This window comes from Microbacterium sp. AC145, assembly GCF_979258505.1.
The window spans coordinates 1,954,481-1,978,270 of the sequence record NZ_OZ409859.1; the positions used below are offsets into that span (position 1 = coordinate 1,954,481).

At 67.1% G+C, this 23,790-nt stretch carries 19 protein-coding genes and 1 riboswitch; of the genes, 8 read left to right on the plus strand and 11 right to left on the minus strand.

The features are described 5' to 3' along the window. Positions 1-26: 26 nt before the first annotated feature. From ACZZZN_RS09575 to ACZZZN_RS09615, 9 genes are all read right to left on the minus strand, one after another. A complete protein-coding gene (locus tag ACZZZN_RS09575) occupies positions 27-1,664 on the minus strand; it encodes a peptide ABC transporter substrate-binding protein (RefSeq protein WP_463504928.1) in 1,638 nt (545 codons plus the stop codon). Positions 1,665-1,890: 226 nt separating this feature from the next. Then, positions 1,891-4,719 (minus strand): aminomethyl-transferring glycine dehydrogenase, encoded by a 2,829-nt coding sequence (gcvP, locus tag ACZZZN_RS09580; protein WP_463506574.1) that lies wholly within the window; start codon positions 4,717-4,719, stop codon positions 1,891-1,893. A gap of 61 nt (positions 4,720-4,780) precedes the next feature. After that, positions 4,781-5,158, minus strand: a complete 378-nt coding sequence (gcvH, locus tag ACZZZN_RS09585; protein ID WP_463504929.1) for a glycine cleavage system protein GcvH — start codon at positions 5,156-5,158, stop codon at positions 4,781-4,783. Beyond that, positions 5,155-6,339 (minus strand): glycine cleavage system aminomethyltransferase GcvT, encoded by a 1,185-nt coding sequence (locus tag ACZZZN_RS09590; protein WP_463504930.1) that lies wholly within the window; start codon positions 6,337-6,339, stop codon positions 5,155-5,157. The genes gcvH and ACZZZN_RS09590 overlap by 4 nt, the downstream gene beginning before the upstream one ends. A gap of 244 nt (positions 6,340-6,583) precedes the next feature. After that, a riboswitch (glycine riboswitch) is annotated at positions 6,584-6,678 on the minus strand. A 126-nt stretch (positions 6,679-6,804) separates the two neighbouring features. Further along, complete coding sequence (locus ACZZZN_RS09595; RefSeq protein WP_463504931.1) at positions 6,805-7,641, minus strand: ATP-binding cassette domain-containing protein; 837 nt, start codon at positions 7,639-7,641, stop codon at positions 6,805-6,807. Continuing rightward, positions 7,638-8,501, minus strand: a complete 864-nt coding sequence (locus ACZZZN_RS09600) for an ABC transporter ATP-binding protein (RefSeq protein ID WP_463504932.1) — start codon at positions 8,499-8,501, stop codon at positions 7,638-7,640. The genes ACZZZN_RS09595 and ACZZZN_RS09600 overlap by 4 nt, the downstream gene beginning before the upstream one ends. After that, the gene (locus tag ACZZZN_RS09605; RefSeq protein WP_463504933.1) at positions 8,498-9,433 is read right to left on the minus strand and encodes an ABC transporter permease; all 936 of its coding nucleotides are present in this window, start codon (positions 9,431-9,433) and stop codon (positions 8,498-8,500) included. Before ACZZZN_RS09605 ends, ACZZZN_RS09600 begins: the two co-directional genes overlap by 4 nt. A 37-nt stretch (positions 9,434-9,470) precedes the next feature. Next, positions 9,471-10,466, minus strand: coding sequence for an ABC transporter permease (locus ACZZZN_RS09610; protein WP_463504934.1), 996 nt, complete (start codon positions 10,464-10,466; stop codon positions 9,471-9,473). Between the two features lie 39 nt (positions 10,467-10,505). After that, positions 10,506-12,197, minus strand: a complete 1,692-nt coding sequence (locus tag ACZZZN_RS09615) for an ABC transporter substrate-binding protein (RefSeq protein WP_463504935.1) — start codon at positions 12,195-12,197, stop codon at positions 10,506-10,508. A 246-nt stretch (positions 12,198-12,443) separates the two neighbouring features. Between ACZZZN_RS09615 and ACZZZN_RS09620 the strand changes: the two genes are divergently transcribed. The 7 genes from ACZZZN_RS09620 to ACZZZN_RS09650 are packed head-to-tail and all read left to right on the plus strand — an operon-like array spanning position 12,444 to position 19,821. Next, entirely contained in the window at positions 12,444-13,160 is a 717-nt protein-coding gene (locus ACZZZN_RS09620) for an NUDIX hydrolase (protein WP_463504936.1), read from the plus strand. Next, positions 13,157-14,494, plus strand: coding sequence for a quinolinate synthase NadA (gene nadA, locus ACZZZN_RS09625; protein ID WP_463504937.1), 1,338 nt, complete (start codon positions 13,157-13,159; stop codon positions 14,492-14,494). The genes ACZZZN_RS09620 and nadA overlap by 4 nt, the downstream gene beginning before the upstream one ends. Next, the gene (nadB, locus tag ACZZZN_RS09630; protein ID WP_463504938.1) at positions 14,491-16,002 is read left to right on the plus strand and encodes an L-aspartate oxidase; all 1,512 of its coding nucleotides are present in this window, start codon (positions 14,491-14,493) and stop codon (positions 16,000-16,002) included. The genes nadA and nadB overlap by 4 nt, the downstream gene beginning before the upstream one ends. Further along, entirely contained in the window at positions 16,002-16,853 is an 852-nt protein-coding gene (gene nadC / locus ACZZZN_RS09635) for a carboxylating nicotinate-nucleotide diphosphorylase (RefSeq protein ID WP_463504939.1), read from the plus strand. The genes nadB and nadC overlap by 1 nt, the downstream gene beginning before the upstream one ends. 4 nt (positions 16,854-16,857) lie before the next feature. Continuing rightward, positions 16,858-17,997, plus strand: coding sequence for a cysteine desulfurase family protein (locus ACZZZN_RS09640; RefSeq protein ID WP_463504940.1), 1,140 nt, complete (start codon positions 16,858-16,860; stop codon positions 17,995-17,997). A gap of 46 nt (positions 17,998-18,043) precedes the next feature. Continuing rightward, entirely contained in the window at positions 18,044-18,991 is a 948-nt protein-coding gene (locus ACZZZN_RS09645) for a glycosyltransferase family 2 protein (protein WP_463504941.1), read from the plus strand. A gap of 20 nt (positions 18,992-19,011) precedes the next feature. Continuing rightward, complete coding sequence (locus tag ACZZZN_RS09650; protein ID WP_463504942.1) at positions 19,012-19,821, plus strand: SDR family NAD(P)-dependent oxidoreductase; 810 nt, start codon at positions 19,012-19,014, stop codon at positions 19,819-19,821. A 37-nt stretch (positions 19,822-19,858) separates the two neighbouring features. Here the strand turns inward: ACZZZN_RS09650 and ACZZZN_RS09655 are convergent, their stop codons facing one another. After that, positions 19,859-21,901 carry an ABC transporter ATP-binding protein gene (locus ACZZZN_RS09655; RefSeq protein WP_463506575.1) on the minus strand — a complete coding sequence of 681 codons (2,043 nt, stop codon included), beginning with the start codon at positions 21,899-21,901 and terminating at the stop codon, positions 19,859-19,861. Positions 21,902-22,080: 179 nt separating this feature from the next. Here ACZZZN_RS09655 and ACZZZN_RS09660 point away from each other — a divergent pair, with 179 nt between their 5' ends. After that, a complete protein-coding gene (locus ACZZZN_RS09660; RefSeq protein ID WP_463504943.1) occupies positions 22,081-23,559 on the plus strand; it encodes a DHA2 family efflux MFS transporter permease subunit in 1,479 nt (492 codons plus the stop codon). Positions 23,560-23,583: 24 nt separating this feature from the next. Here ACZZZN_RS09660 and ACZZZN_RS09665 read toward each other — a convergent pair whose 3' ends face one another. After that, complete coding sequence (locus ACZZZN_RS09665) at positions 23,584-23,727, minus strand: hypothetical protein (RefSeq protein ID WP_463504944.1); 144 nt, start codon at positions 23,725-23,727, stop codon at positions 23,584-23,586. Between the last annotated feature and the right edge of the window lie 63 nt (positions 23,728-23,790).

Consider the following 23,790-nt stretch of genomic DNA (forward strand, 5'->3'; position numbering starts at 1 on the left):
CCTCACAGGTGAAGTGCCGTCAGACTTTACTCGCCGGCCTTCGTGATCTCGTAGTACAGCGGAACCGAGTTCCAGCCGAACGTGACGTTGTCGACGTTCTCGCTGAAGCCGCCGGTCACGTTCGAGTACCACAGCGGGATCGCGGGAAGATCCTGGAACAGGATCTCCTGCGCCTTGGTGAAGTCCTCGATCTGTGCGTCGGCGTCCGGGTTGCTGATGCCGGCCTCGATCGTGGAGTCGAACTCGGGGTTCGAGTAGTCACCGTCGTTCGAGCCAGCACCGGTCGCGTAGAGCGGTCCGAGGAAGTTGTACAGACCCGGGTAGTCAGCCTGCCATCCCGAACGGAATGCCGTCGTGACCGTGCGGTCGTTCACCTTGGTGCGCAGGTCCTGGAACGTCGGGTACGGGTCGCCCGATGCTTCGATCCCCAGCGTGTTCTTGATGCTGTTGCTCACCGCGTCGACCCAGGCGTCGTGCCCACCGTCGGCGTTGTAGGCGATCTTGAAGTCGCCGTCCCAGGGGGCGATGGCGTCGGCCTCGGCCCACAGCTCCTTCGCCTTCTCGGGGTCGTAGTCGAGGACCTCGCTGCCGGGGACCGAGTCCGACCAGCCATCGATGACCGGCGACGTGAAGTCGGCTGCCGGGGTGCGCGATCCCGAGAAGATGGTCTCGGTGATCTCTTCGCGGTTGATCGCCATCGACAGCGCCTGGCGGCGCAGCTGGCCCTCTTCGCCGCTGAAGTGCGGGAGGGACTGTCCGATGGTGAACGACTGGAACACGGCCGACGGCTGGTTCACAGCGCGGTCGCCGAGCTCGTCGGCGAAGATCGCGAGCGAGTTCGTCGGGATCGCGTCGATGACGTCGACCTCGTTCGACAGCAGGTCGGCGTACGCAGCTTCCTGCGTGGCGTAGAACTTGATGGTCAGACCACCGTTCTGCGCCTGGCGTCCACCCTCGTAGTCGTCGTTGCGGACGAGGTCGATCTGCACGTCATGCTGCCATGCGTCGTCGCCGTCGATCATGTACGGACCGTTGCCGATCGGGTTCTGTCCGAATGCCTCCATGTCCTCGAAAGCGACATCGGGGAGCGGGTAGTACGCCGAGTAGCCGAGACGCAGAGCGAAGTCGGAAGCCGGCTTGTTCAGCGCGATCGTGAAGGTGTAGTCATCGACCTGCTTGAGACCGGTGAGCTCGGAGTCCGTCTCGTAGCTGAAGCCCTCGATGTCCTCGAAGAAGTAGCTGGAGTAGTGGGCGTTCGAGAGCTTCGCGCCCTCGTTCCATGCCTTGATGAAGTTGTCGGCGGTGACCTCTTCACCATCGGTGAAGGTCATGCCCTCCTTGAGCTTCACGGTGAGGTTCTGCGGGTCCTCGGTCGTGATCTCCTCAGCCATGTCGTTGACCGGGGCGCCTTCGGCGTCGTAGTAGATCAGGCCGGCGAAGATCTCGTCGAGGATCTTTCCACCACCCACCTCGTTGGTGTTGGTGGGGATGAGCGGGTTCTCCGGCTCCGAACCGTTCGTCGTGATGATGGCATCCGCGTTGGCATCGCTGCCGGCGTCGCCGCCACCCTCGTTGCCGCTACCACCGCTCGCGCAGCCCGCGAGCGCCAGGGCGCCGATCGCGAACAGCGCGGTGCCCGCAAGGGCGATCTTGTTGCGCTTCACTTGTGTCCTCCTGTGGACGGGAATTCATCAGACTGCGCGCTCATAATCGAGCACGTAGGGATAGTTGAGCGTAACCCGGGTCTCAGCGGTCGGCGCACTCGGCTAATGAACTGTTACTCAGTGGTGACCATCTGTAATCTCGCGGAAACATGCGGAAATGCACGGAAACGAGCGACGGCGTCGCATCCGGGATGGATACGACGCCGCCGCATGACGCATGCTCGATTCAGGCGAATGCCTCGATCGGCGGGCAGGCGCACACCAGATTGCGGTCTCCGTAGGCCTGATCGATGCGGCGCACCGGCGGCCAGTACTTGCCTGCGATGAGCGCGTGCACCGGGTACGCAGCATCCTCCCGCGTGTAGGCGTGGTTCCACTCCCCCGCGATCAGCGAGACCGCGGTGTGCGGCGCGTTGACGACCGGATTGTCGTCGGCGGGCCAGCGCCCGGCGGCGACGGCGTCGGCCTCTGCCTTGATCATGATCATGGCCTCGATGAAGCGCTCGATCTCGCCGAGGTCCTCGGATTCGGTCGGCTCGACCATCAGCGTTCCCGCGACCGGGAACGACATGGTGGGCGCGTGGAAGCCGTAGTCGATCAGCCGCTTCGCGACGTCGTCCACCGTGATTCCGGTGGCTTCCTTGAGCGGACGCAGGTCGAGGATGCACTCGTGCGCCACCCGCCCGTTCTCGCCGGTGTAGAGCACCGGATAGTGCTCTGCGAGGCGAGCCGCGATGTAGTTCGCCGACAGCACGGCCGCTGCGGTCGCGTGGCGGAGACCGTCGGCCCCCATCATGCGGACGTACGCCCAGGAGATCGGGAGGATGCCCGCCGATCCGTAGGGAGCCGCCGAGATCGGGCCTCCCTCGAAGACGAATCCGCCCGCATGCTCCGCCCGCTGCGCGAGGGCGTGCGAGGGCAGGAAGGGAGCGAGGTGCGCCTTCGCGGCGACAGGCCCCACCCCTGGTCCGCCGCCGCCGTGCGGGATCGCGAACGTCTTGTGCAGGTTGAGGTGGGAGACATCGCCGCCCAGGTCGCCGAACCGCGCGTAGCCGAGCAGCGCGTTGAGGTTGGCACCGTCGACGTACACCTGACCACCCGCGTCGTGCACGGCGGTGGTGATCTCGACCACGTCCTGCTCGTAGACGCCGTGTGTGGACGGGTAGGTGATCATCAGCGCCGAGAGCTCGGCAGCGTGCGCCGCGATCTTGGCGCGGAGATCCTCGAGGTCGACATTGCCCAGTTCATCGCACGCCACGACCACGACCTTCATGCCCGCGAGTACGGCGGACGCCGCGTTGGTGCCGTGCGCCGACGACGGGATCAGGCAGACCGTGCGCTGGTCGTCACCGTTCGCGAGGTGATATCCGCGGATCGCGAGGAGACCGGCGAGCTCGCCCTGCGATCCCGCGTTCGGCTGCAGCGAGACGGCATCGTATCCGGTGACCTCTGCCAGCCAGGACTCGAGCTGGTCGATGAGCTCGAGGTATCCGGCGACATCTGACGCCGGCGCGAACGGGTGGATGCCCGCGAACTCGGGCCAGGTGATCGATGCCATCTCGGTGGCAGCGTTCAGCTTCATCGTGCAGGACCCGAGCGGGATCATGCCGCGATCGAGCGCGTAGTCCCGATCGGCGAGGCTCTTGAGATACCGCATCATGGCGGTCTCACTGCGGTGGGCGTGGAAGACGGGGTGCGTCAGATACTCGTCCTGACGGTGGAGTTCCTCGGGCAGGGCGCCGGCCGCGCCGATCCCGAAGAACCCGAACGCACGCTCGCGCTTGCCACCGAACACCTGTGCGACGCGGTGCAGATCGGCGACGGTGGTCGTCTCGTCGACTGCGATGTTCACCGTGTCTGCATCGTTCGCACGCAGCAGGATGCCGTCGGCATGCGCCGTCTCGACGATCTCTGCGGCGCGACCCGGCACGCGAGCCCTCAGCGTGTCGAAGAACGCATCGTGCACGACCTCGACGCCCGCATCGACGAGCCAGTCACGCAGCAGTGCGGCCTTCGCTGCGGCTTCGGCGGCGATCGCACGAAGGCCCTCGGGGCCGTGATAGACGGCATACATCGAAGCCATCACGGCCAGAAGCACCTGGGCGGTGCAGATGTTGCTCGTCGCCTTCTCGCGGCGGATGTGCTGTTCACGGGTCTGCAGGGACAGCCGGTAGGCGGGCTTGCCATCGGCGTCGACCGAGACTCCGACCAGACGACCGGGCAGCTGACGCTCGAGACCGGCACGAACCGCCATGTACCCGGCGTGCGGGCCGCCGAACCCCATCGGCACACCGAAGCGCTGCGTCGTGCCGACCGCCACGTCAGCGCCGAGCGACCCGGGAGACGAGATGAGCGTGAGGGCGAGAAGATCGGCGGCGACCACCGCGAGACCGCCGGCGAGGTGCGCCGCGTCGATCACGGCGCTCGGGTTCCAGACGCGTCCGGACGCGGCGGGATACTGCACGAACACACCGAAAAGCTCAGCGGGGAGTTCCTCCCCCGCCGCGAAGTCGACCGTCACGAGCTCGATGCCCACGGCCTCCGCGCGGGCTGCGAGGAGCGCGGCGGTCTGCGGGAAAGCATCGGCGTCGACTGCGAACACGTTCGATCGCGTCTTCGCGGCGCGCCGGGCGAGCAGCATCCCCTCGACGACCGCCGTCGACTCGTCGAGCATCGACGCATTCGCGGTGGACAGACCGGTGAGTTCGGCGACCATCGTCTGGAAGTTGATGAGCGCCTCGAGACGCCCCTGGGAGATCTCCGGCTGATACGGGGTGTAGGCCGTGTACCAGGACGGGTTCTCGAGCACGTTGCGCTGGATGACCTGCGGGGTGATGGTGCCGTAGTACCCGAGACCGATCATCGGCCGGTTCACCGTGTTGCGCGCGGCGAGCGCCCGCAACTCGTCGAGGGCCTCGGTCTCGCTCGCGGCGCGCGGGATCACGGAATCATCGGTCGCGGCGGTGTAGATCGACGCCGGCACCGACTGGCGCATCAACGCCTCGACCGGACTCCAGTCCGCAAGGTCCGAAGCCACACCCAGCGCGTCGAGCATCTGACGCTGGGCGGCAGCGGTGGTTCCGATGTGACGATCGGCGAATGAGGTCACGGGTGGATCAGCCTTCCGTCAGGGCGACGTACGCGTCGCGGTCCATGAGGCCGTCGAGGGCGCCGTCGGCGACCGACACCTTGATGAGCCAGCCGGCCGCGAACGGCTCGGCGTTCACGAGCGACGGGTCATCGACCACGGCGTCGTTGATCTCGACGATCGTGCCCGAGACGGGCGCGTAGAGCTCGCCCACCGACTTGGTCGACTCGATCTCGCCGACCACGGATCCGGCGGTCACCTCGGTGCCGACAGCGGGCAGCTCGACGAAGACCACGTCGCCGAGCTTCTCGGCCGCATAGTCGGTGATGCCGATGGTCGCGGTGGCACCGTCAGCAGCGATCCATTCGTGCTCGTCGGTGTAGTGGAGCGCATTGAGGTCGGTCATTTTGTCCTCCGATAGAAAGGCAGGGCGGTCACGGTCGCGGGGATCCTGGTCCCCCGCACATCAAGGAATACTGCGGTTCCCGCCGCAGCGGAAGACGGTGCGATGTAGGCCATCGCGATCGGATGCCCGAGGGTCGGGCTCAGTGCGCCGCTGGTGATCTCACCGATGGCGGTTCCGTGCTCGTCGACCACGGAGTAGCCAGCGCGTCCGGCACGCTTGCCTTCGGCGGCGAGACCGACGAGCACCGGAGCATCGGACGCGGCATCCACCGCTCCCTTGCCGACGAAGTCCTCTTTGTCGGACACGACCACCCGCCCGAGTCCGGCCTGCGACGGCTTCGTCTCGCGGGAGAGCTCATGGCCGTACAGAGGCATACCGGCCTCGAGCCGCAGGGTGTCGCGCGCGGCGAGGCCGGCGGGGACGAGTCCGTGGGGCAGGCCCGCTTCGACGAGTGCGTCCCACAGAGCCGGGGCGTCGGCGACCCGCACGAGCAGCTCGAAGCCGTCTTCGCCGGTGTAGCCGGTGCGAGCGAGCAGCAGCGGCGCACCGAGGAACGTCGCGTCGGCCCAGGCGTAGTACTTCTGCTCCGCCCACGGCGTGCCGAGGTCGGCGATCCCCGCAGTCTCGGAGACGATCGCCTCGGAGGCCGGGCCCTGCACCGCGAGCAGTGCGTACTCGTCGGAGACGTCTTCGACGTCGACGCCTCTGTCACCGATGAACCCCGCGAAGCTGCGCTCCTCGCCGTCCCCCCTGGCCGGCATCTCGCGCTCGAGGATCGAGGGGAACGAGCGGACGCGCGATGCGAAGGCCGCATCGACGAATCCGCGGTTGCCCGCGTTCGCGATCACGAGGAAACGATCATCCGCGAGCCGATAGACGATGACGTCGTCGATGATGCCGCCGTCTTCAGCCAGCATCAGCGAGTACTTCGCCTTGCCCACGGCCATCGCAGACAGCCGGCCGGCGAGCGAGTAGTCGAGGAAATCTGCTGCGAAGTCCCCGGTGATCAGGAACTCCGCCATGTGCGAGATGTCGAAGATGCCTGCAGCCTGTCGCACCGCATGGTGCTCGGCGAGGTCAGACGTGTAGCGCACCGGCATCTGCCAGCCACCGAAGTCGGTGAACGACGCGCCGAGCGCCTCATGGCATTCGCGCAGTGGGGTGTAGCGAGGGTCGGACATGGAGTTCTCCCGGGCTGGGTCGGGCGGAACAGCGACGCTGCTCCTGGGAACTCCCCCTCTGTCATGGGCCTGAGAGCTTCGCCCAGAGACTGGGCTTTCACCGTCGGCGGATCACGGGCGAATGCGGATGTGGAGACGCGCGGGGAGACCCACGGGGCCCAACTCACCAGGGTTTCGGCTCGGGCGTGGACGCCCTCGCTCAACCCGATTTCTTGCTTCGCTCGAAATCGCTTTTCAGAGTGGCCGGAACCGCGCGGTACGCGTACCTGAGAGATTGGCGGGGAGGCTTGCTCCTTCGGTGCCCGGCTGCGTTCGCCGGGGCTCTCCCGCGTGGGTCATTCGGCCTATCTTCAGTTGTGGCATCAGTCTAGCGGGTCGATGTCGTCACGACAGGCGATGTTCCGGTCGCACTTCGTGTCGCGCGAGCGGATGGCTGGCGACAGGAAGTGCGACCGGAACGGATGCTCAGCGGCCGGCGAGCTCCGCACGCACCTCGTCACGGAGGCGACCGAGGTTCTCGGGTTCGGGAGCCGCCCCCAGCAGCGTCTTCGTGTACTCGTGCTGCGGGTTGAGGATGACCTCGTCGGCGGGGCCTCGTTCGACCACATCGCCCTTGTAGAGCACCATGATCTCGTCGCTGAAGTGCCGAGCCGTCGCGAGATCGTGCGTGATGTAGAGCACCCCGAGGTTCTCCTCGCGCTGCAGATCGGCCAGCAGGTTCAGCACACCGAGGCGGATCGAGACATCGAGCATCGAGACCGGTTCATCGGCGACGATGAACCGCGCTCCCGGAGCGAGCGCCCGCGCGATGGCCACACGCTGCCGCTGACCACCGGACAGTTCATGCGGACGGCGTTCGGCGAAGCTCTCGCCGGGCGACAGCCGCACGCGCTCGAGCAGCTCGATCGCCCGTGCGCGGACCTCGGCACCCGAGAGCTTCGGGTGGTGGAGCCTGATGGGCCGCTCCAGGTGATGGATGATCGTGTGGAACGGGTTCAGCGAGGCGAACGGATCCTGGAAGACCATCTGCACCTGCGAGCGATACTCTTCGACCGCGCGGCCGCGCATCCCCGAATCCTTGCCGTCCAGCAGGATCTGTCCGCTCGTCGGCGTCTCGAGCTTCATCAGCATCCGAGCGATGGTCGACTTGCCCGACCCCGATTCGCCGACGAGGGCGACCGTCTTGCCCGCCTCGATCGTGAACGAGACGTCTTTGACGGCGTGAAGGACCGAAGTCTTCAGCCCTGCGCGCAGAGTGAAGTCCTTCACGAGGTTGCGGGCTTCGAGGGTGGGAGCGCTCATCGGATCTCCTCCTGGCTGGGCTGGTTGCCGGTACGGACGAAGTCGCCGCGCTCTCCGGTCAGACTCGGGAAGCTCGACAGCAGCTTCTTCGTGTACTCGTGCTGAGGGGTGCGGTAGATCTCCTCCGCCGTGCCTTCCTCGACGATCTGCCCCTGAAGCATCACGGCGATGCGGTCGCTGATCTCGATCAGCATCGGCAGATCGTGCGTGATGAAGATGACCGCGAAGCCGAGCCGCTCGCGCAACCGCATGATCTCGCGGATGATCCCGCGCTGCACGACGACGTCGAGCGCCGTCGTGGGCTCGTCCATGATCATGACCTGAGGATCCAGCGCGAGGGCCATGGCGATCATCATGCGCTGGCGCATGCCGCCCGAGAGCTCGTGCGGGAAGCTCGTCAATCTCGAGGGGTCGACTCCGACGAGCGTGAGCAGCTCCTCGGCCCTGGCCTGCTTGTCCTTCTTGGACATGCCAGGGCGATGGGTGTCGAAGATGTCGAAGATCTGCGCTTTGACGCTGATGACCGGGTTCAGCGAGTTCATCGCCCCCTGGAAGACCATCGAGATCTTGTCCCAGCGGAACGCCCGCAGCCCTTCACCGTCGAGCCCCACGACGTCGATGTCGTGGCCGTCGCGGTCGTGGAGCACGATCTCACCGCTCGTCATGAGCGCGGGCGCTTTGAGCAGCCGGTTCATGCCGTAGGCGAGTGTCGTCTTGCCGCACCCCGACTCGCCAGCGAGTCCGAGGATCTCTCCGCGGTTGAGGGTGAGAGAGACGTTGCGGACGGCCTTCACAGGCGGATCCACCTCGTACTCGATCGACACGTTTCGTGCAGTGAGCACGGCATCCGGAGCGCTCATACCGCGACCCCCTTCGTCTTGGCCGCCTTGCGCACACGCCGTGCGGCGTCTGGCGCGTTACGCAGCTTGGGGTTGATGACCTCGTCGATCGCGAAGTTGATGAGCGAGAGACCCGCGCCGAGCAGGGCGATCATGATTCCCGGCGGCACGAACCACCACCACGCGCCTCGTCCGAGAGCCTGGCCCGACTGCGCATCGTTGAGGATCGTTCCCCAGGTGATGGAGGAGTTCGGGCCGAGGCCGAGGTAGGAGAGTCCGGCTTCACCGAGGATCGCGAAGATGATCGCGAAGAGGAACTGCGCGGTGAGCAGCGGCAGCAGGTTGGGCATGATCTCGACGAGGATGACCCGCAGCGACCGCTCGCCTGCGACCTTCGACGCGTAGACGTAGTCACGGGTGCGCAGTGATCGCGTCTGCAGTCGAAGCACGTACGCGGCACCGGCCCACGACGTGATGCCGAGCACGAACGCCACGAGCTGCCAGCTGCGCTGCGGCACGAACGAGGAGATCACCATCACCAGCGGCAGGCCGGGAATCACGATCATCACGTTGGTCAGCAGGGCGAGGGTGTCCTCGCGCCATCCACCGAGGTACCCGGCGAGGACTCCGAAGACCAGGGAGAGGAGGATGGCGATGCCACCGGCCACGACGCCGACCAGGAGCGACCCCTGAGCGCCGATCGCGAGCTGGGCGAACATGTCATTGCCGAGTTTGGTGGTGCCGAGCCAGTGCTCCGGTGAGGGGGGAAGCAGCGCCGGATTGTCGGTGCTGCGGGGGTCCTGCGAGAAGATCGGCGCGATGATCGCGAACAGCACGATCGCGATCACCAGGCTCGCGCCGACGATGAACTTCGACGACGAGGTGGGCAGGACGCGCCGACGCTTGCGGCCGCGCTGAGTCGCAAGCGAGATCGTGCTCGCGGGCTGGGTCATGGGCTGATCCTTCGTGGTCAGCACTGTGTTCTCGGTGTCAGACATTCTGGCGAGCCCTCGGGTCGATGAAGCCATAGACGAGGTCCATGATGAAGTTGGCGGCGAGCACCGTGATGGTGATGACGAGGAAGAGCCCCTGCATCAGGGCGTAGTCGTTGTTCGTCACCGCTTGGAACATCAGCTTGCCGATACCCGGATAGGTGAACACCTGCTCCATCACGATCGACCCCGCGACGACGAAGCCGAGGGTGATCGAGAAGCCGGCGATCGACGGGATCGCGGCGTTGCGGGCAGCGTACGTGGTCATGATGCGGCGAGGACGGAGTCCCTTCGCCTCGGCCGTGAGCACGTAGTCCTCGGACATCGTCTGCACCATCATGTTGCGCATCCCGAACATCCAGCCACCCACCGACGAGATCACGATGGTCACGGCGGGAAGGATCGCGTGCGAGAGCGCGTTCGTGAAGAACGCCCACGTCGGTTCGGGTCCGTCGGGGAACTCGAAGACGTCGTAGCCGCCGAAGATCGGGAACCAGCCGAGGCCGACGGCGAAGATCGAGACGAGGAGCAGCGCCATCCAGAAGTACGGGATGGACTGGAGCACGGTGGTCGCCGGGATCAGATGGTCGACCCAGGTTCCGCGCTTCCACCCCGCCCACGCGCCGAGGCCGACGCCGAGGATGAAGGAGATCACGGTCACCGTGCCGACGAGGATGAGCGTCCAAGGCAGAGCTTGGCTGATCAGCTCGCTCACCGGCGTGGGGAACTTGGTGACGGAGACGCCCAGGTCGCCCTGGAACATCCGCCCCCAGTACGCGATGTACTGGTCCCAGAGAGACGAGTCATCGCCGCCGAGAAGCAGCTTGATGTTGCGGATCGTGGTCTCGGAGACCTCGCCGCCCGCGCGCTGCATCTTGGCGATCATGATGTCCGCCGGGTTCCCCGGCATGAGCCGGGGAAGCAGGAAGTTGAGTGAGATCGCGGCCCACAGCGTGAACGCGTAGAACCCGATTCTTCGTGCATAGAACTTCATGTCACTGACCTTGCTTCCTGCTCCCCCGACCCCATGTGCTTAGTTCGCCGGCTCGAGCTGCGTCAGGACGTAACCCGCTGCGATCGCACCCCAGGACGGCGGGAAGGCGTAGAGGTCCTCCTCCGTCGGCCACCCGGTGAAGTCCTTCGTGTTATAGAAGGTCTGCGTAGCGTTGATCACGAGCGGAATGTAAGGCAGATCGCGGACGATCTCGGTCTGGATCGTGCCGTAGAGCTCCTTCTTCTCCGCCTCGTCGTTCGTGCTGATCGCCGCCTGGATGGCGGTGTCGACGACCGGGTTGCTGTAGCGGCTGAAGTTCCAGCGACCAGCGGGCACCTCGGTGCCGACCGGGCTGGTGGACTCGACTGCCGTGCCACCGAACCAGTCGCGGTAGATCTGGAACGGGTCGGCGACGGACGTGCCGACGACGCCACCGACGATGAGCTGGAAGTCGCCGCCCTGACGAGCGTCGGAGAACTCCTGCCACTGCACTGTCGATGCGGTGATCTTGATGCCGGCAGCCTCTGCCTGCTCGGCGATCAACTTGGCGGCATCGTTGTAGTCGGTCCAGCCGTCGACCGAGATCAGGCTGAGCTCGAGCGGCACACCGTCCTTCGCGTAGTAGTCGCCGTCCTTCGTGTATCCGGCGGCCTCGAGGATCTCGCCCGCCTCGTCGGCGTTCGCCTCCTGGGGGCTGACCTCGTTCGCGGAGTCCGCGACCCACTTCTCATCGCGCGGCAGCAGTGCGAAGGTCGGTGAGATGTCGCCCGTCAGACCGACGAACGCCTTGTCCTTGATCGCGGCGCGGTCGATGGCGACATTCAGTGCCTGCCGAACCGCGACATCGGTCTGCGGACCGGCGCAGCCGAGCTCCGTGTTCGAGCAGGTGTAGAGGACGGTCGGGTCCTGAGGCGTGTTGATCCAGTCGATCGCCCCGTTGCCGGTGACGTCGTCGGGGTTCGGGATGAACATTCCGGTCCAGTCGAGCTGACCGGCCGCGAGCAGGTCCTGAGCTGTCTGGTTGTTGTCGACGGCGATGTACTGGACCTTCTTGACTCCGAGGTCGTCGGCATCGCGGAAGTTCTCGTTGGCGACGAGCGTGTATGACTCGCTCGTCGTCTTGTCGACGACGTAGGCGCCGGAACCGACCGGCTCCTCGTTGGCGAAGTTGGCGAAGTCGGTGACCTCCGACCACACGTGCTCGGGAAGGACGTAGGTCGAGCCGAGACGCTGGAACTCGGTCGTGTACTGCGCGGTGGTGTAGGTGAGCACGACCGTGGTGTCGTCAGTCGCCTCGGCCGAGACCAGACCGTTGCCCTCGGGGTTGTTCGCCTCGTACGAGAAGGAGAAGGCGACATCTGCCGCGGTGAGCGGCTCTCCGTCGCTCCACTTGAGGTCGGGCTTGATGGTGATCGTGATCGCCGTGCCGTCTTCGTTGTACTCGAACGAGTCGCCGATCAGACCGACGGGCTCGGAATCGGCCGTCTTGTTGAAGAAGAACAGCGGCTCGTAGATCGGTCCGAGCGCCCCGTGGAGCACGGTCGGTGCGAACGGGTTGTAGTTCGCAGTGATGGGCGTCTGGCTGCCGGCCCAGACACGAAGAGCCCGGTCGCTGTCGCCACCGCTCCCCTCATCGCCGCCGCCTGCGCCACAGGCCGTCAAACCCAGGGCGAGGACGGATGCCCCCGCCACAGCGGTGAGCGCGATCTTGCGCCTTCCGTTACGGATCATTCTGTATTTCCTCTCGGTGCTGCACTGCAGGAGGGATCTCCGGATGGAGCCGAGTCCCGGAGGTGGGACTCGTGACAGATCCCAGGGAAAGGGATTTGTTAGGACAGTAACCTAACAAATCCCTTTCCGGGCGACAAGAGTTCAGAACACCGGCATATAACGTTTCGGCTTCAGGAACGGTCGCGTCACACAGGTGCGCTAAGAGTCACGATGACACTAAGATCGGACCAGGAGGTTAAGGTACCTATGACTCAAAGTTCGAGCATCGACGTCGCCGTGTCGACGGTGATCCTCACGCTGCGTCGCACAGACGACGGCTCTGCGGTGCTCGCGCTGCCCCTCGTGCTCCGCACCCGCGAGCCGTTCGCCGACCAATGGGCGCTCCCCGGCGGATGGCTGACTCCGACCGAATCGCCGGTCGACGCCGCCGCCCGCACGCTCGCCGAGACCACGGGCCTCACCCCCAGCTACCTCGAGCAGCTCTACGCCTTCGGTGCCGTCGACCGCTCCCCCACGCGCGTGGTGTCGATCGTCTACTGGGCGCTGCTGCGCCATGACGAGGTCGACGCGCAGAGTGCAGCGCACCGGGCATCCGGTCTTGCCCCCGAGAACGTGCGCTGGTTCGACCTCGATGACCTTCCACCGCTGGCCTTCGACCACGGCAAGATCGTCGACTACGCGCTCTGGCGCCTGCGCAGCAAGGTCGGCTACAGCCGCGTCGCGCACGGCTTCCTGCCGGCCGAATTCACTCTCGCCGACCTCCGAGAGGCCTACGAGGCGATCCTCGGCAAGCACCTCGACCCGGCCAACTTCCGCCGACAGGTCGAGTCCGCCGGCAACCTCCTCCCCACCGATCAGTTCCGCACCGGCAGTCACCGCCCCGCCCGCCTCTACCGCTACAACACCGATGTCGAGCTGGCCGATCACGGCCCGCTCGGCCCCGAGGAAACGAGCACCCGATGAGCATCACCTTCGTTCCGACCCCGGCAGTCCAGCCCCTCGACGCGTCCGTCGACCACGCGATCCAGTCGATCGTGTCGGGCGCATCGACCGATGAGACCTGTACGACCGACCTCGCCGTCGGCCCCTGGGACTTCGACACGCGCCCCGGCTACGGCCCCGGGTCGTCGATGGGTGACGTCATCCCGACCGGAGCGCCGCGACAGGGCGAACTTCCGGCGGAGTATCGCGAGGCGAGCGAAGACGAGCTCGACGAGCGCATCCGCCTGGCGAAGGCGACCCTCGGTGATCGTGCCGTGATCCTCGGACACTTCTACCAGCGCGAGGAGGTCGTGCGGCACGCCGACTACGTCGGCGACTCGTTCCAGCTCGCCACAGCCGCGAAGGACAGAGCAGACGCCGAGGCGATCATCTTCTGCGGCGTGCACTTCATGGCAGAGACCGCCGACCTGCTCTCCGGCCCCGACCAGGCTGTGATCCTGCCCAACCTCGCCGCCGGATGCTCGATGGCCGACATGGCCGACATCGATCAGGTCGAGGACTGCTGGGAGCAGCTCGCCGATGTCCTCGGCGATCTCGACGCTCAGGACGAACACGGGCGAGTGCCGGTGATCCCCGTCACCTACATGAATTCCTCTGCAGCGATCAAGGGCTTCGTCGGCAGGCACGGCGGGATCGTGTGCACCTCCTCGAACGCGCAGACGGTGCTCGAGTGGGCGTTCGAGCGCGGTCGACGGGTGCTGTTCTTCCCCGACCAGCACCTCGGCCGCAACACCGCGAAAGCGATGGGCGTGCCCCTCAAGCAGATGCCGATGTGGAACCCGCGCAAGGCGCTCGGCGGCTCCACTGCGACCGACCTCGTCGACTCCCGCGTCATCCTGTGGCACGGGTTCTGCTCGGTGCACCGGCGTTTCACCGTCGGGCAGATCGATCAGGCGAGAGCCGAGCACCCCGACGTGCGCGTCATCGTGCACCCGGAATGCCCGATGGACGTCGTGGACGCTGCCGACGAGGCGGGCTCCACCGATTACATCCGGCGGGCGATCGCCGCCGCGACCGAGCCCACGACCTTCGCCATCGGCACCGAGATCAATCTCGTGCGTCGCCTGGCCGCGCAGTTCCCGCAGCATGAGATCTTCTGCCTCGACCCCGTGGTCTGCCCGTGCTCGACGATGTATCGGATCCACCCCGGATACCTCGCCTGGGTGCTCGAGGAACTCGTGGCTGGGCGGACCCCCAATCGCATCACGGTGACGCCCGATGTCGCGGACCCCGCCCGCATCGCGCTCGAGCGGATGCTGGCCGCCAAGCCTCCGGTGGCAGCGGGCGCGCGATGAACGTGATCGTGGTCGGGTCGGGCATCGCCGGGCTCACCGCGGCACTGCACGCGCACGAGCACGGACACTCCGTGACCGTCGTGACGAAGGGAGCGCTCGGCGACGGCTGCACGGGATACGCGCAGGGCGGCGTGGCCGGATCATACGGCCCCGGCGATTCTCCCGCCCTGCACGCCGCAGACACCCTGACCGCCGCCGCGGGACTGGCCGATGCCGCAGCGGTCGAGGTGCTTGTCGAGGGCGCCGGAGCACGGATCGCCGAGCTGATCGCGCGCGGAGTCGCCTTCGACCGCTCCGCGGACGGTGCCCTGCTTCGTGGTCGCGAAGCGGCACACGGTCGGGCGCGCATCGTGCACGCGGGTGGCGACGCCACGGGAGCCGCGATCGCACGCGCTCTCATCGCGGCCACCCGAGCGGCTGCCGTCACCGTCGTCGAGAACGCGTTCCTCCTCGACCTCGTCGTGACCGGCGGTGCGGTGCGCGGCATCCGGATCCTGCTCGACGACGCGTCGAACCTTCTCGACGCCGACGCCGTGATCCTTGCGACCGGGGGCGCCGGCCACCTCTACGCGCACACCACCAACCCCGAGGGGACGACTGGTGACGGGATCGCCGCGGCGATCCGGGCCGGTGAAGCGATCGCCGACCTCGAATTCGTGCAGTTCCATCCGACGGTCCTGGACAGAGGGACGGCTTTCCTCGTGTCGGAGGCCGTGCGCGGCGAGGGGGCGACCCTCATCGACGACGAGGGCCGCCGCTTCACTTTCGACAGTCATCCCGACGGAGAGCTCGCACCGCGCGACGTCGTCGCGAGAACCATCGCACGTCGCGCCGCGGCCCAGGGCGCACCGGTGCGGCTCGACGCGACGATGCTCGGCGCCGAGACGCTCCGCCGCCGCTTTCCGACGATCGATCGCGTGACCAAGGAGCGCGGGTTCGACTGGTCGGTCGCTCCGATTCCCGTCACGCCGGCCGCACACTATCTGATGGGCGGCATCGTCACGGACATCGATGGACGGACGTCCATCCCCGGCCTCTTCGCCGTCGGCGAGACGGCCCGCACCGGAGTCCACGGCGCGAACCGGCTCGCCTCCAACTCGCTGCTCGAAGGTGCAGTGTTCGGCGCACGCGCCGCCGCAGCACTCGAGTCGGAGTGGCCGGCCGCCTCGCACCGTCAAGGGACGACGCCCAGCACCTCCGACCCCTCACCGGACGCGCGGAGCATCCCGCCATTCGCCCGTTCCCACACCGGAGTGTTCAATCGGATCGAGCTGCAGCGGCTGATGTGGGACGAAGTCGGTCTTCTCCGAACCTCGGAGGGCCTTCGGCGCGCTCACGAGACGATCGCGGCCTGGGCGGCGCAATCTCGCACGTTGCGCACCGTCGCCGATCACGAGGATGCCAACCTGCTGACGCTGGCCGCCGCGACGACCTCCGCCGCCCTCGGCCGCACCGAATCGGTGGGCTCGCACCACCTCGAAACCGCTTCCGTCTTGGAGACCGTCTGATGCTCACCCCCGCCATCATCTCCCGCGTCGTCGGTGCCGCCCTCGAAGAAGATGCGCCGTGGGGAGACCTCACCAGCTCGGCGCTGCTGCCCGCCGGCGCCACCGCGACCGCAGACCTCGTGGCGCGGGAGCAAGGCGTCTTCAGCGGTGGCGACGTCTTCACCGCCGCATTCGCCCTCACCGACCCGACCCTGCACGTCGATGTCCATGTCGGAGACGGAGACGTGTTCTCAGCCGGAGACGTCCTCGCCTCTGTCGCAGGCACGGCCCGCAGCATCCTGACCGCCGAGCGCATCGCGCTCAACTTCACGCAGCGCATGAGCGGAATCGCCACCATCACCGCGGCATACGTCCAGGCGGTGGAGGGGACGCACGCCCGGATCTCCGACACGCGCAAGACCACGCCGGGGCTGCGGGCGTTCGAACGCCACGCCGTCGTGAGCGGCGGCGGGCACAACCACCGGTATTCGCTGTCGGATGCGGTCATGGCGAAGGACAACCACCTCGCAGTGCTGAAGCGCTCGGGCGTCGACCTGTCGATCGCCCTCCGTGAGGCTCTCTCGCGTCTGCCCCACACGACCCACGTCGTGGTGGAGGTCGACCGCCTCGACCAGATCCCGGAGGTTCTCGACGGGGGCGCGCACACCGTGCTGCTCGACAACTTCTCGCTCGCTGATCTGCGCGAGGGTGTCGCGACGATCGGCGAGCGGGCCCAGGTGGAGGCCTCCGGCGGCGTCACACTCGAGACCGTCGGCGCCATCGCCGCGACCGGAGTCGGGGTGATCTCGGTCGGTGCGCTCACCCACTCGGCTCGCGCCCTCGATCTCGGGCTCGACGTGCGGATCGACTGAACCGATGATCTACCTCGACCATGCCGCCACGACTCCGGTGCACCACGAGGTGCTGGAGGCGATGGCCCCGTACCTGACGGGTGTCTTCGGCAACCCGTCGAGCCACCACACGATAGGCGAAGCCGCGGCGAGCGCCCTCGAGGGCGCTCGCTCGCGCGTCGCGCAGTCGCTCGGCATGCGTACGGGCGACGTCATCTTCACGGCGGGCGGTACCGAGGCGAACAACCTCGCGGTCAAGGGCATCGTCCTGGCCGCACTCTCCTCGCGACGACGGCATCTCGTGGTGTCTCCGATCGAGCACGAGTCGATCCTCGAATCCGCCGAGTACCTGCGGCGCTTCCACGGCGTCGAGGTGGCCCACGCACCCGTGGATCGGACGGGCCGGATCGACCCGGAGGCACTGCAGAGCGTCGTGCGCGACGACACCGCGCTCGTCGCACTGGGTCATGCCAACAACGAGATCGGGACGATCCAAGACCTCCCGGCACTGACGGCCGTCGCGCACGCCGCTGGGGTGCCGGTGCACGTGGATGCCGTGCAGTCGGCGGGATGGCTCACGCTGACGGGATCGGGGGCGGATGCGATCGCGATCGCCGGTCACAAGCTCGGCGCGCCGAAGGGCATCGGAGCCCTCGGCGTCCGCGGGCGCGTGCCGTTGGAACCCCTGCTGCACGGGGGCGGGCAGGAGCGAGGACGCCGCTCGGGCACCGAGAACGTCGCGGGTGCCGTCGGACTCGCAACAGCCCTCGAGCTCGCCGACGCGGAGCGTGCGGCCACCGCTGCCCGAGTCGGAGCCATGACTCACCGCTTCATCGACAGCGTGTGCGCACTCGTGCCCGCGGCCTCGGCCACCGGTGATCCGCTCGCGCGGCTGCCAGGCACCGCGTCGTTCACCTTCTCGGGCGTCAGCGGCGAGGCCGTGCTTCTCGAGCTGGAGCGGCGGGGGGTCGTCTCATCGAGCGGCTCGGCGTGCGCAGCAGGCAGCGACGAGCCCTCGCACGTTCTGCTCGCGTGCGGCATCGACCCGGACGTCGCTCAGACCGCGGTGCGTTTCACGTTCGGTCGCGAGGCGCTGCCGGACGATGCCCCCGAACGCCTTTCGGCGCTCGTCGCCGAGGCGGTCAGCAGCGTCCGCGACATGTGATCGGGCTGCGCGTCTGCGAGCAGCGACTCGGCCATAGACTCGGCTGGTGACCGCCGCATCCCCGCTCGTGACCGTGATCATCCCCGGACGCGACATCGCCGGCTTCGCTCCTGACGCGCTCGATTCGCTGCGGTCTCAGACCGAGCAGCGCTGGGCCGCGATCCTCGTCGACGATGGGTCGCAGGACGACACCGGCGCGATCTTCCGGGCCGCGGCGGCGGAGGATCAGCGATTCCGGTTCGTCGCACACGAGGCTTCGCGCGGACTCGGTGCGGCCCGAAACGTCGCACTGGACCTCGTCGACACCCCGTTGGTGGGCTTCCTCGACGGCGACGACGAGCTGACCCCCACCGCCATCGAACTGCTCACACGTACCCTCTCGGAGAGCGGAAGCGACTTCGTCGCCGGCGCGTATGTGCGCACTCGATTCGACGGTGAACGATACGTGCCCGGGCGGGTGCAGCCCTGGGTGTCTGCTGCCACGGATCCGGAGCGGCTCGGCACGACCATCCACGAACATCCGCACGCCGGTTCCAACATCGTCGCCTGGTCGAAGATCAGCCGAACCGAGCTCTGGAACGATCTGCGCTTTCCTGAAGGGGTGGCGTACGAGGATCAACTCGTCGCGCAGACGATGTACACCCGGGCACGCGCCTTCGACGTCATTCCCGACGTCGTGGTGCGCTGGCGACTCCGGGCCGACGGCACATCGATCACTCAGGGCAAGGCGCAGCTCCCCGTGCTGCGCGATTACCTCGGCGCACTGCGTGGCGGCATCCGGATCCTGCACGAGGCTGGCGCGACCGATGCCGTCGTCGCGAGACTCGGCCTGATCCTGGCCATGGATCTCCCTTCGCTGGTCGAGATCGCGGGCACGCATCCTGATCCGGAGTACGCGGAGGTCGTATCGTCCTTCGTCGCGGAGCTGGAGTCTCTTCCCGAGTACGATCGCGTCCGTCCCGACCCCACGATCACCGCCGCGCTGGCCTGGTGAGCGAGAAACCCAGGAGCCTCATGAGCGACCACCCCGCCACTCACGACCACGACCTCACCGCCGAGTATCTTGCGGGGCTCTTCTCGCTCACAGGACGCACGGCCCTGGTCACGGGTGGCAGTTCAGGCATCGGACGAGGTATCGCGACCGCTCTCGCCAAGGCAGGAGCGTCGACCGTGATCATGGCTCGGGGCGAATCGCGGATCGTCGCGACCGTGCAGGCACTGACGGATGCCGGATGCACCGCCGCCGGCGTCGCGGGCGACCTCAGCACTCGTGACGGCATCCGCGCCGCTGCGGACGCCGCCGTCGTTCCGTTCGGCGACCCGGACATCGTCGTTCACTCCGCAGGTATCAACATCCGCCCGCCGTTCACCGAGATCACCGAGGCGGACTGGGACGCCACCATGACCGTGAACGCGCTCGCGCCCTTCCTCCTCGGTCAGAGTTTCGCGACCGGGATGGCTGAGCGCGGATACGGACGGCTGATCCACATCACCTCGCAGCAGGCGCATCGCGCTTTCGTCGGCAGCGGCGTCTACGGAGCATCCAAGGGCGCTGTGGAATCGCTCATGCGCTCCGAGGCCGAAGCATGGGGCGGCACAGGGGTGACGAGCAACTCCCTGGTTCCCGGGTTCGTGCTGACTCCGCTGAACGCACGGCTGCAGGAGGATCCGGAACAGATCTCCGCACTCGCGGCACGCACGATGATCGGACGGAACGGAATCCCGTCGGATTTCGCGAGTGCGGCGGTGTTCCTCGCCGGCGCGGGCTCGTCGTATGTGACAGGGCAGTCGATCTTCATCGACGGCGGCATGTCGGTGCACTGACCTCGAGGTCGCTCACGCAGGGTCGCTGCGGCAGTGCTCACGCCTCCGCGGGATAGACCCGTTCGTCGGGCCGCGGAGAATCCAGCAGAGGAACCGGCGCGGTGAGTGCTGCGACGGCATCGGCGCCCGCAGAATCCTCCGGGGCACGATCGGCACGGCGATGCGACAGTGCAGCCGCCACGCCGCCGGTGACCGTCGCTTCGATCACGGTCTCGGTCTCGATCACCCGCGACGCGGCGACCTGCTGGGCAGCGAGCTCGGCATACAGACCACCGTGCGCGAGCAGCTGCGCGTGGGTTCCCGATTCCACGATCTGTCCGGCTTCGAGCACGTGGATCGTGTCGGCCCCGATCACCGTCGACAATCGGTGGGCGATCGTCAGGGTGGTGCGCCCCTTCGCCGCCTCGTCGAGCGCCTCCTGCACGACACGCTCCGACACCGTGTCGAGTGCCGAGGTGGCCTCATCGAGCAGCAGCACGGGCGGATCCTTCAACAGCACGCGCGCGATCGCGATGCGCTGCTTCTCACCTCCGGAGAGCCGGTAGCCCCGCTCGCCGACGACCGTGTCGTAGCCGCCCTCGAACCCCGCGATGATGTGGTGGATGTTCGCCGCGGTGCACGCCGCGATCATCTCCTGCTCGGTGGCGCCCGGCTTGGCGTACATCAGGTTCTCGCGGATCGTCGCGTGGAAGAGGTAGGTCTCCTGAGACACGATCCCGACGTTGTCGATGATCGACTCCTGCGTGAGCGAGCGCACGTCTTCGCCGGCGAAGAGCACGGCGCCGCCGTGCGCTTCGTACAGTCGAGGAGCGAGGTAGAGGACGGTGGTCTTCCCGGCTCCCGAGGGGCCGACGAAGGCGACGTGCTGGCCGGGCTCGGCGACGAACGACACACCCTGCAGCGTGGGACGCGCATCCGGCGCCGCATCCGGGTAGCGAAAGACGACGTCGCGGAACTCGATGCGGCCGCGTGGCCCCGGCGCTGCATCGACCGCCATCGCATCAGGGGCATCCCGGATCTCGGGAACCAGGTCGAGGTACTCGAAGATCCGGGCGAACAGCGCCGACGAGGTCTGCAGATCGAGGGACACCCTCATGAGCCCCATGAGCGGCTGAAGCAACCGTGCCTGCACGGTCGTGAAGGCGACCACGGTTCCTGCCGTGATCGCGCCCGATCCGCCGGCGATCAGGTAGCCCGACACCAGGTAGATGACTGCCGGAACACTCGCCATGAGCACCTGCACGACCGCGAAGAATCCCTGGCCGCTCATCGCCCTGCGCACCTGCAGTGTCACCTGGTTGCGGTTCTCTGCCTGGTATCGCGCGGATTCCGTGCGCTGCCGGTTGAACGCCTTCGACAACAGCATCCCCGACACGCTCAGCGTCTCCTGCGTGATCGACGTGAGCTCGGAGAGCGACTCCTGAGTCTCGCCGGCGATGCGCGCCCGCACCTGCCCGACGCGGCGCTGCACGACGATCAGGAAGGGCATCAGGACCACCGCGATCAGAGTCAGCCGCCAGTCGATCAGGATCATCGCGACGAGCGAGGCGATGACCGTCACGACGTTGCCGAGGATGCTGGTCACGGTGTTCGTCAGCACCCCGGAGACGCCGCCGACGTCGTTCTGCAATCGCGACTGGATGACGCCCGTCTTCGTACGCGTGAAGAATCCGAGCTCCATCGCCTGCAGGTGCTCGAACAGTCGGACCCGCAGGTCGCCCGTGACGCTGTTGCCGACGGTCGAGGTGAGCCAGGTCTGCCCGACCCCGAGCACGGCGGAGAGCAGGAAGAGTCCCACCATCGCCGACACGAGCCGGATCAGCACATCGAGTTGCGGGCCACCGCCGTCGACGGGGAAGAGCGCGTCATCGAAGATGCGCTGCACGATGAGCGGCGGGATCACCGCGATGCCCGCGCCGAGCACCACCAGGATGCCCGTGAAGACGATGCGCCACTTGTACGGCCTGAACAGCGCGATCACCCTCGCACCGAGTCCGCTGATCCGAGGCGCGTCGGCGTTGAGGCGACGCTGCGTGTCTTCATCCACGCGGCGGAACCCGCCGCCGTGCATCCCACCCATGCTCATTCAGTCAGCGTAGCCAGGGTCGCCGACGCCGCGGCGCGATCTGCGGGATCCCACTCCGCCGTCAGCCGATTCGTCCGGATCCGGAATGAAATGTCGGAACCTGTGGTTACGCTGAATTGTCCCCGCGCACTCGCGCGCTCCCTCCCCCTTCTTTTCAGTGCCTAGGAGGCCGCATGTCTGCCGTCGACACCGGTTCGATCACCACACCTCCCGCGACAGCCCCCGGCGAGATCCCCCGCAGTGACATGCGTGTGATCTGGCTGCTGCTCGTGGCGGCCTTCGTCGCCATCCTCAACGAGACGACGATGGGGATCGCGATCCCGCATCTCAACACCGACCTCGGCATTCCACCGGAGCTCGGCCAGTGGTTGACGAGCGCTTTCATGCTGACGATGGCCGTCGTGATCCCGACCACCGGCTTCATCCTGCAGAGGTTCACCACCCGACAGGTGTTCATCGCGGCGATGACGGCGTTCTCGGCCGGCACGCTCGTGGCGATGGTCGCCCCCGGGTTCGAGGTTCTGCTCGCGGGTCGTGTGATCCAGGCGGCAGGCACCGGCATCATGATGCCGCTGCTCATGACCACGATCATGAACGTCGTGCCGCCGCAGTCGCGCGGTCGCATGATGGGCCGCGTCGGACTCGTCATCTCGCTCGCTCCCGCCATCGGCCCGACGCTCGCCGGCGCCGTGCTCGAGACACTCAACTGGCGTGCGCTCTTCGCGATCGTCCTGCCGATCGCCATCGTGTCGCTGCTGATGGGCGCGAAGTGGATGACGAACCTGGGCGAGACCCGCGCCGTTCCGCTCGACGTCATCTCCATCCCGCTCGCGGCACTCGGCTTCGGCGGCATCGTCTTCGGCCTGAGCCAGTTCGGTGGGCACGGGGGCTCCGGCGAGGTCGTCGGCATCACCTCCCTGGTCGTCGGTGCTGTCGCGCTCGCGCTCTTCGTCTGGCGTCAGCTCGTGCTGCAGCGCGTCGACGACGCACTCCTCGACCTCCGGGTCTTCCGCTCGGCCAACTTCACGTTCTCCGTCATCATCATGACGATCCTCGCACTGTCGATGTTCGGCACCTTGACCCTGCTCCCCCAGTACCTGCAGAACGTCGCCGGGCTCAATGCGCTCCAGTCAGGCCTCATCCTGCTGCCGGGCTCGGTGCTGATGGGCCTGCTCGGCCCGATCATGGGTCGCGTGTACGACGCGCGCGGCACACGGCCTCTGCTCATCCCCGGGACGATCTTCGTGTCGGCGGCGCTGTTCTACTACTCGACCGTGGGTGAGCACACCGTGTGGTGGGTGCTGATCATCGTCCAGGCCGTCATGTCGGTCGGACTCGCCATGTCGTTCACGCCGTTGTTCTCCGCCTCGCTCGGGTCGTTGCAGCGTTCGCTGTACTCGCACGGGTCCGCGGTGCTCAACACACTCCAGCAGGTCGGCGGCGCAGCAGGCGTGGCGGTGCTCACCGTGACCTACTCGGCGATCCTCCACGCAGGAGAGGCAGAAGGACTCGAAGCCGCAGCGGCCGGGGCACCCGGCGCTCGCACGGCGTTCCTCATCGCTGCGATCATCTCGCTCGCTGCGGTCGCGCTGAGCGCGTTCGTCCGCAAGCCCGCTGACGATGTCGCCGGCGGCATGCACGCCGGACACTGATCGCCGCAGCGGCGGCGGACTGCTCTACTGCGTCTTGGGCGCGGGGATGTGGCAGACGCCGCCGCTGCAGTAACCGACGGAGTCGTTCTCGAGCAGGTTCAGAGCATCCGGAATCGGCTGAAGCACGGTGGGTGCTTCCTGCTCTACGGAGTCCTGTGTCTTGGCCATCCCTCGATGCTACGCCTCCGGCGAGCGGATGGCGCCGGAATCGACACGCCGATCGACAGCGAC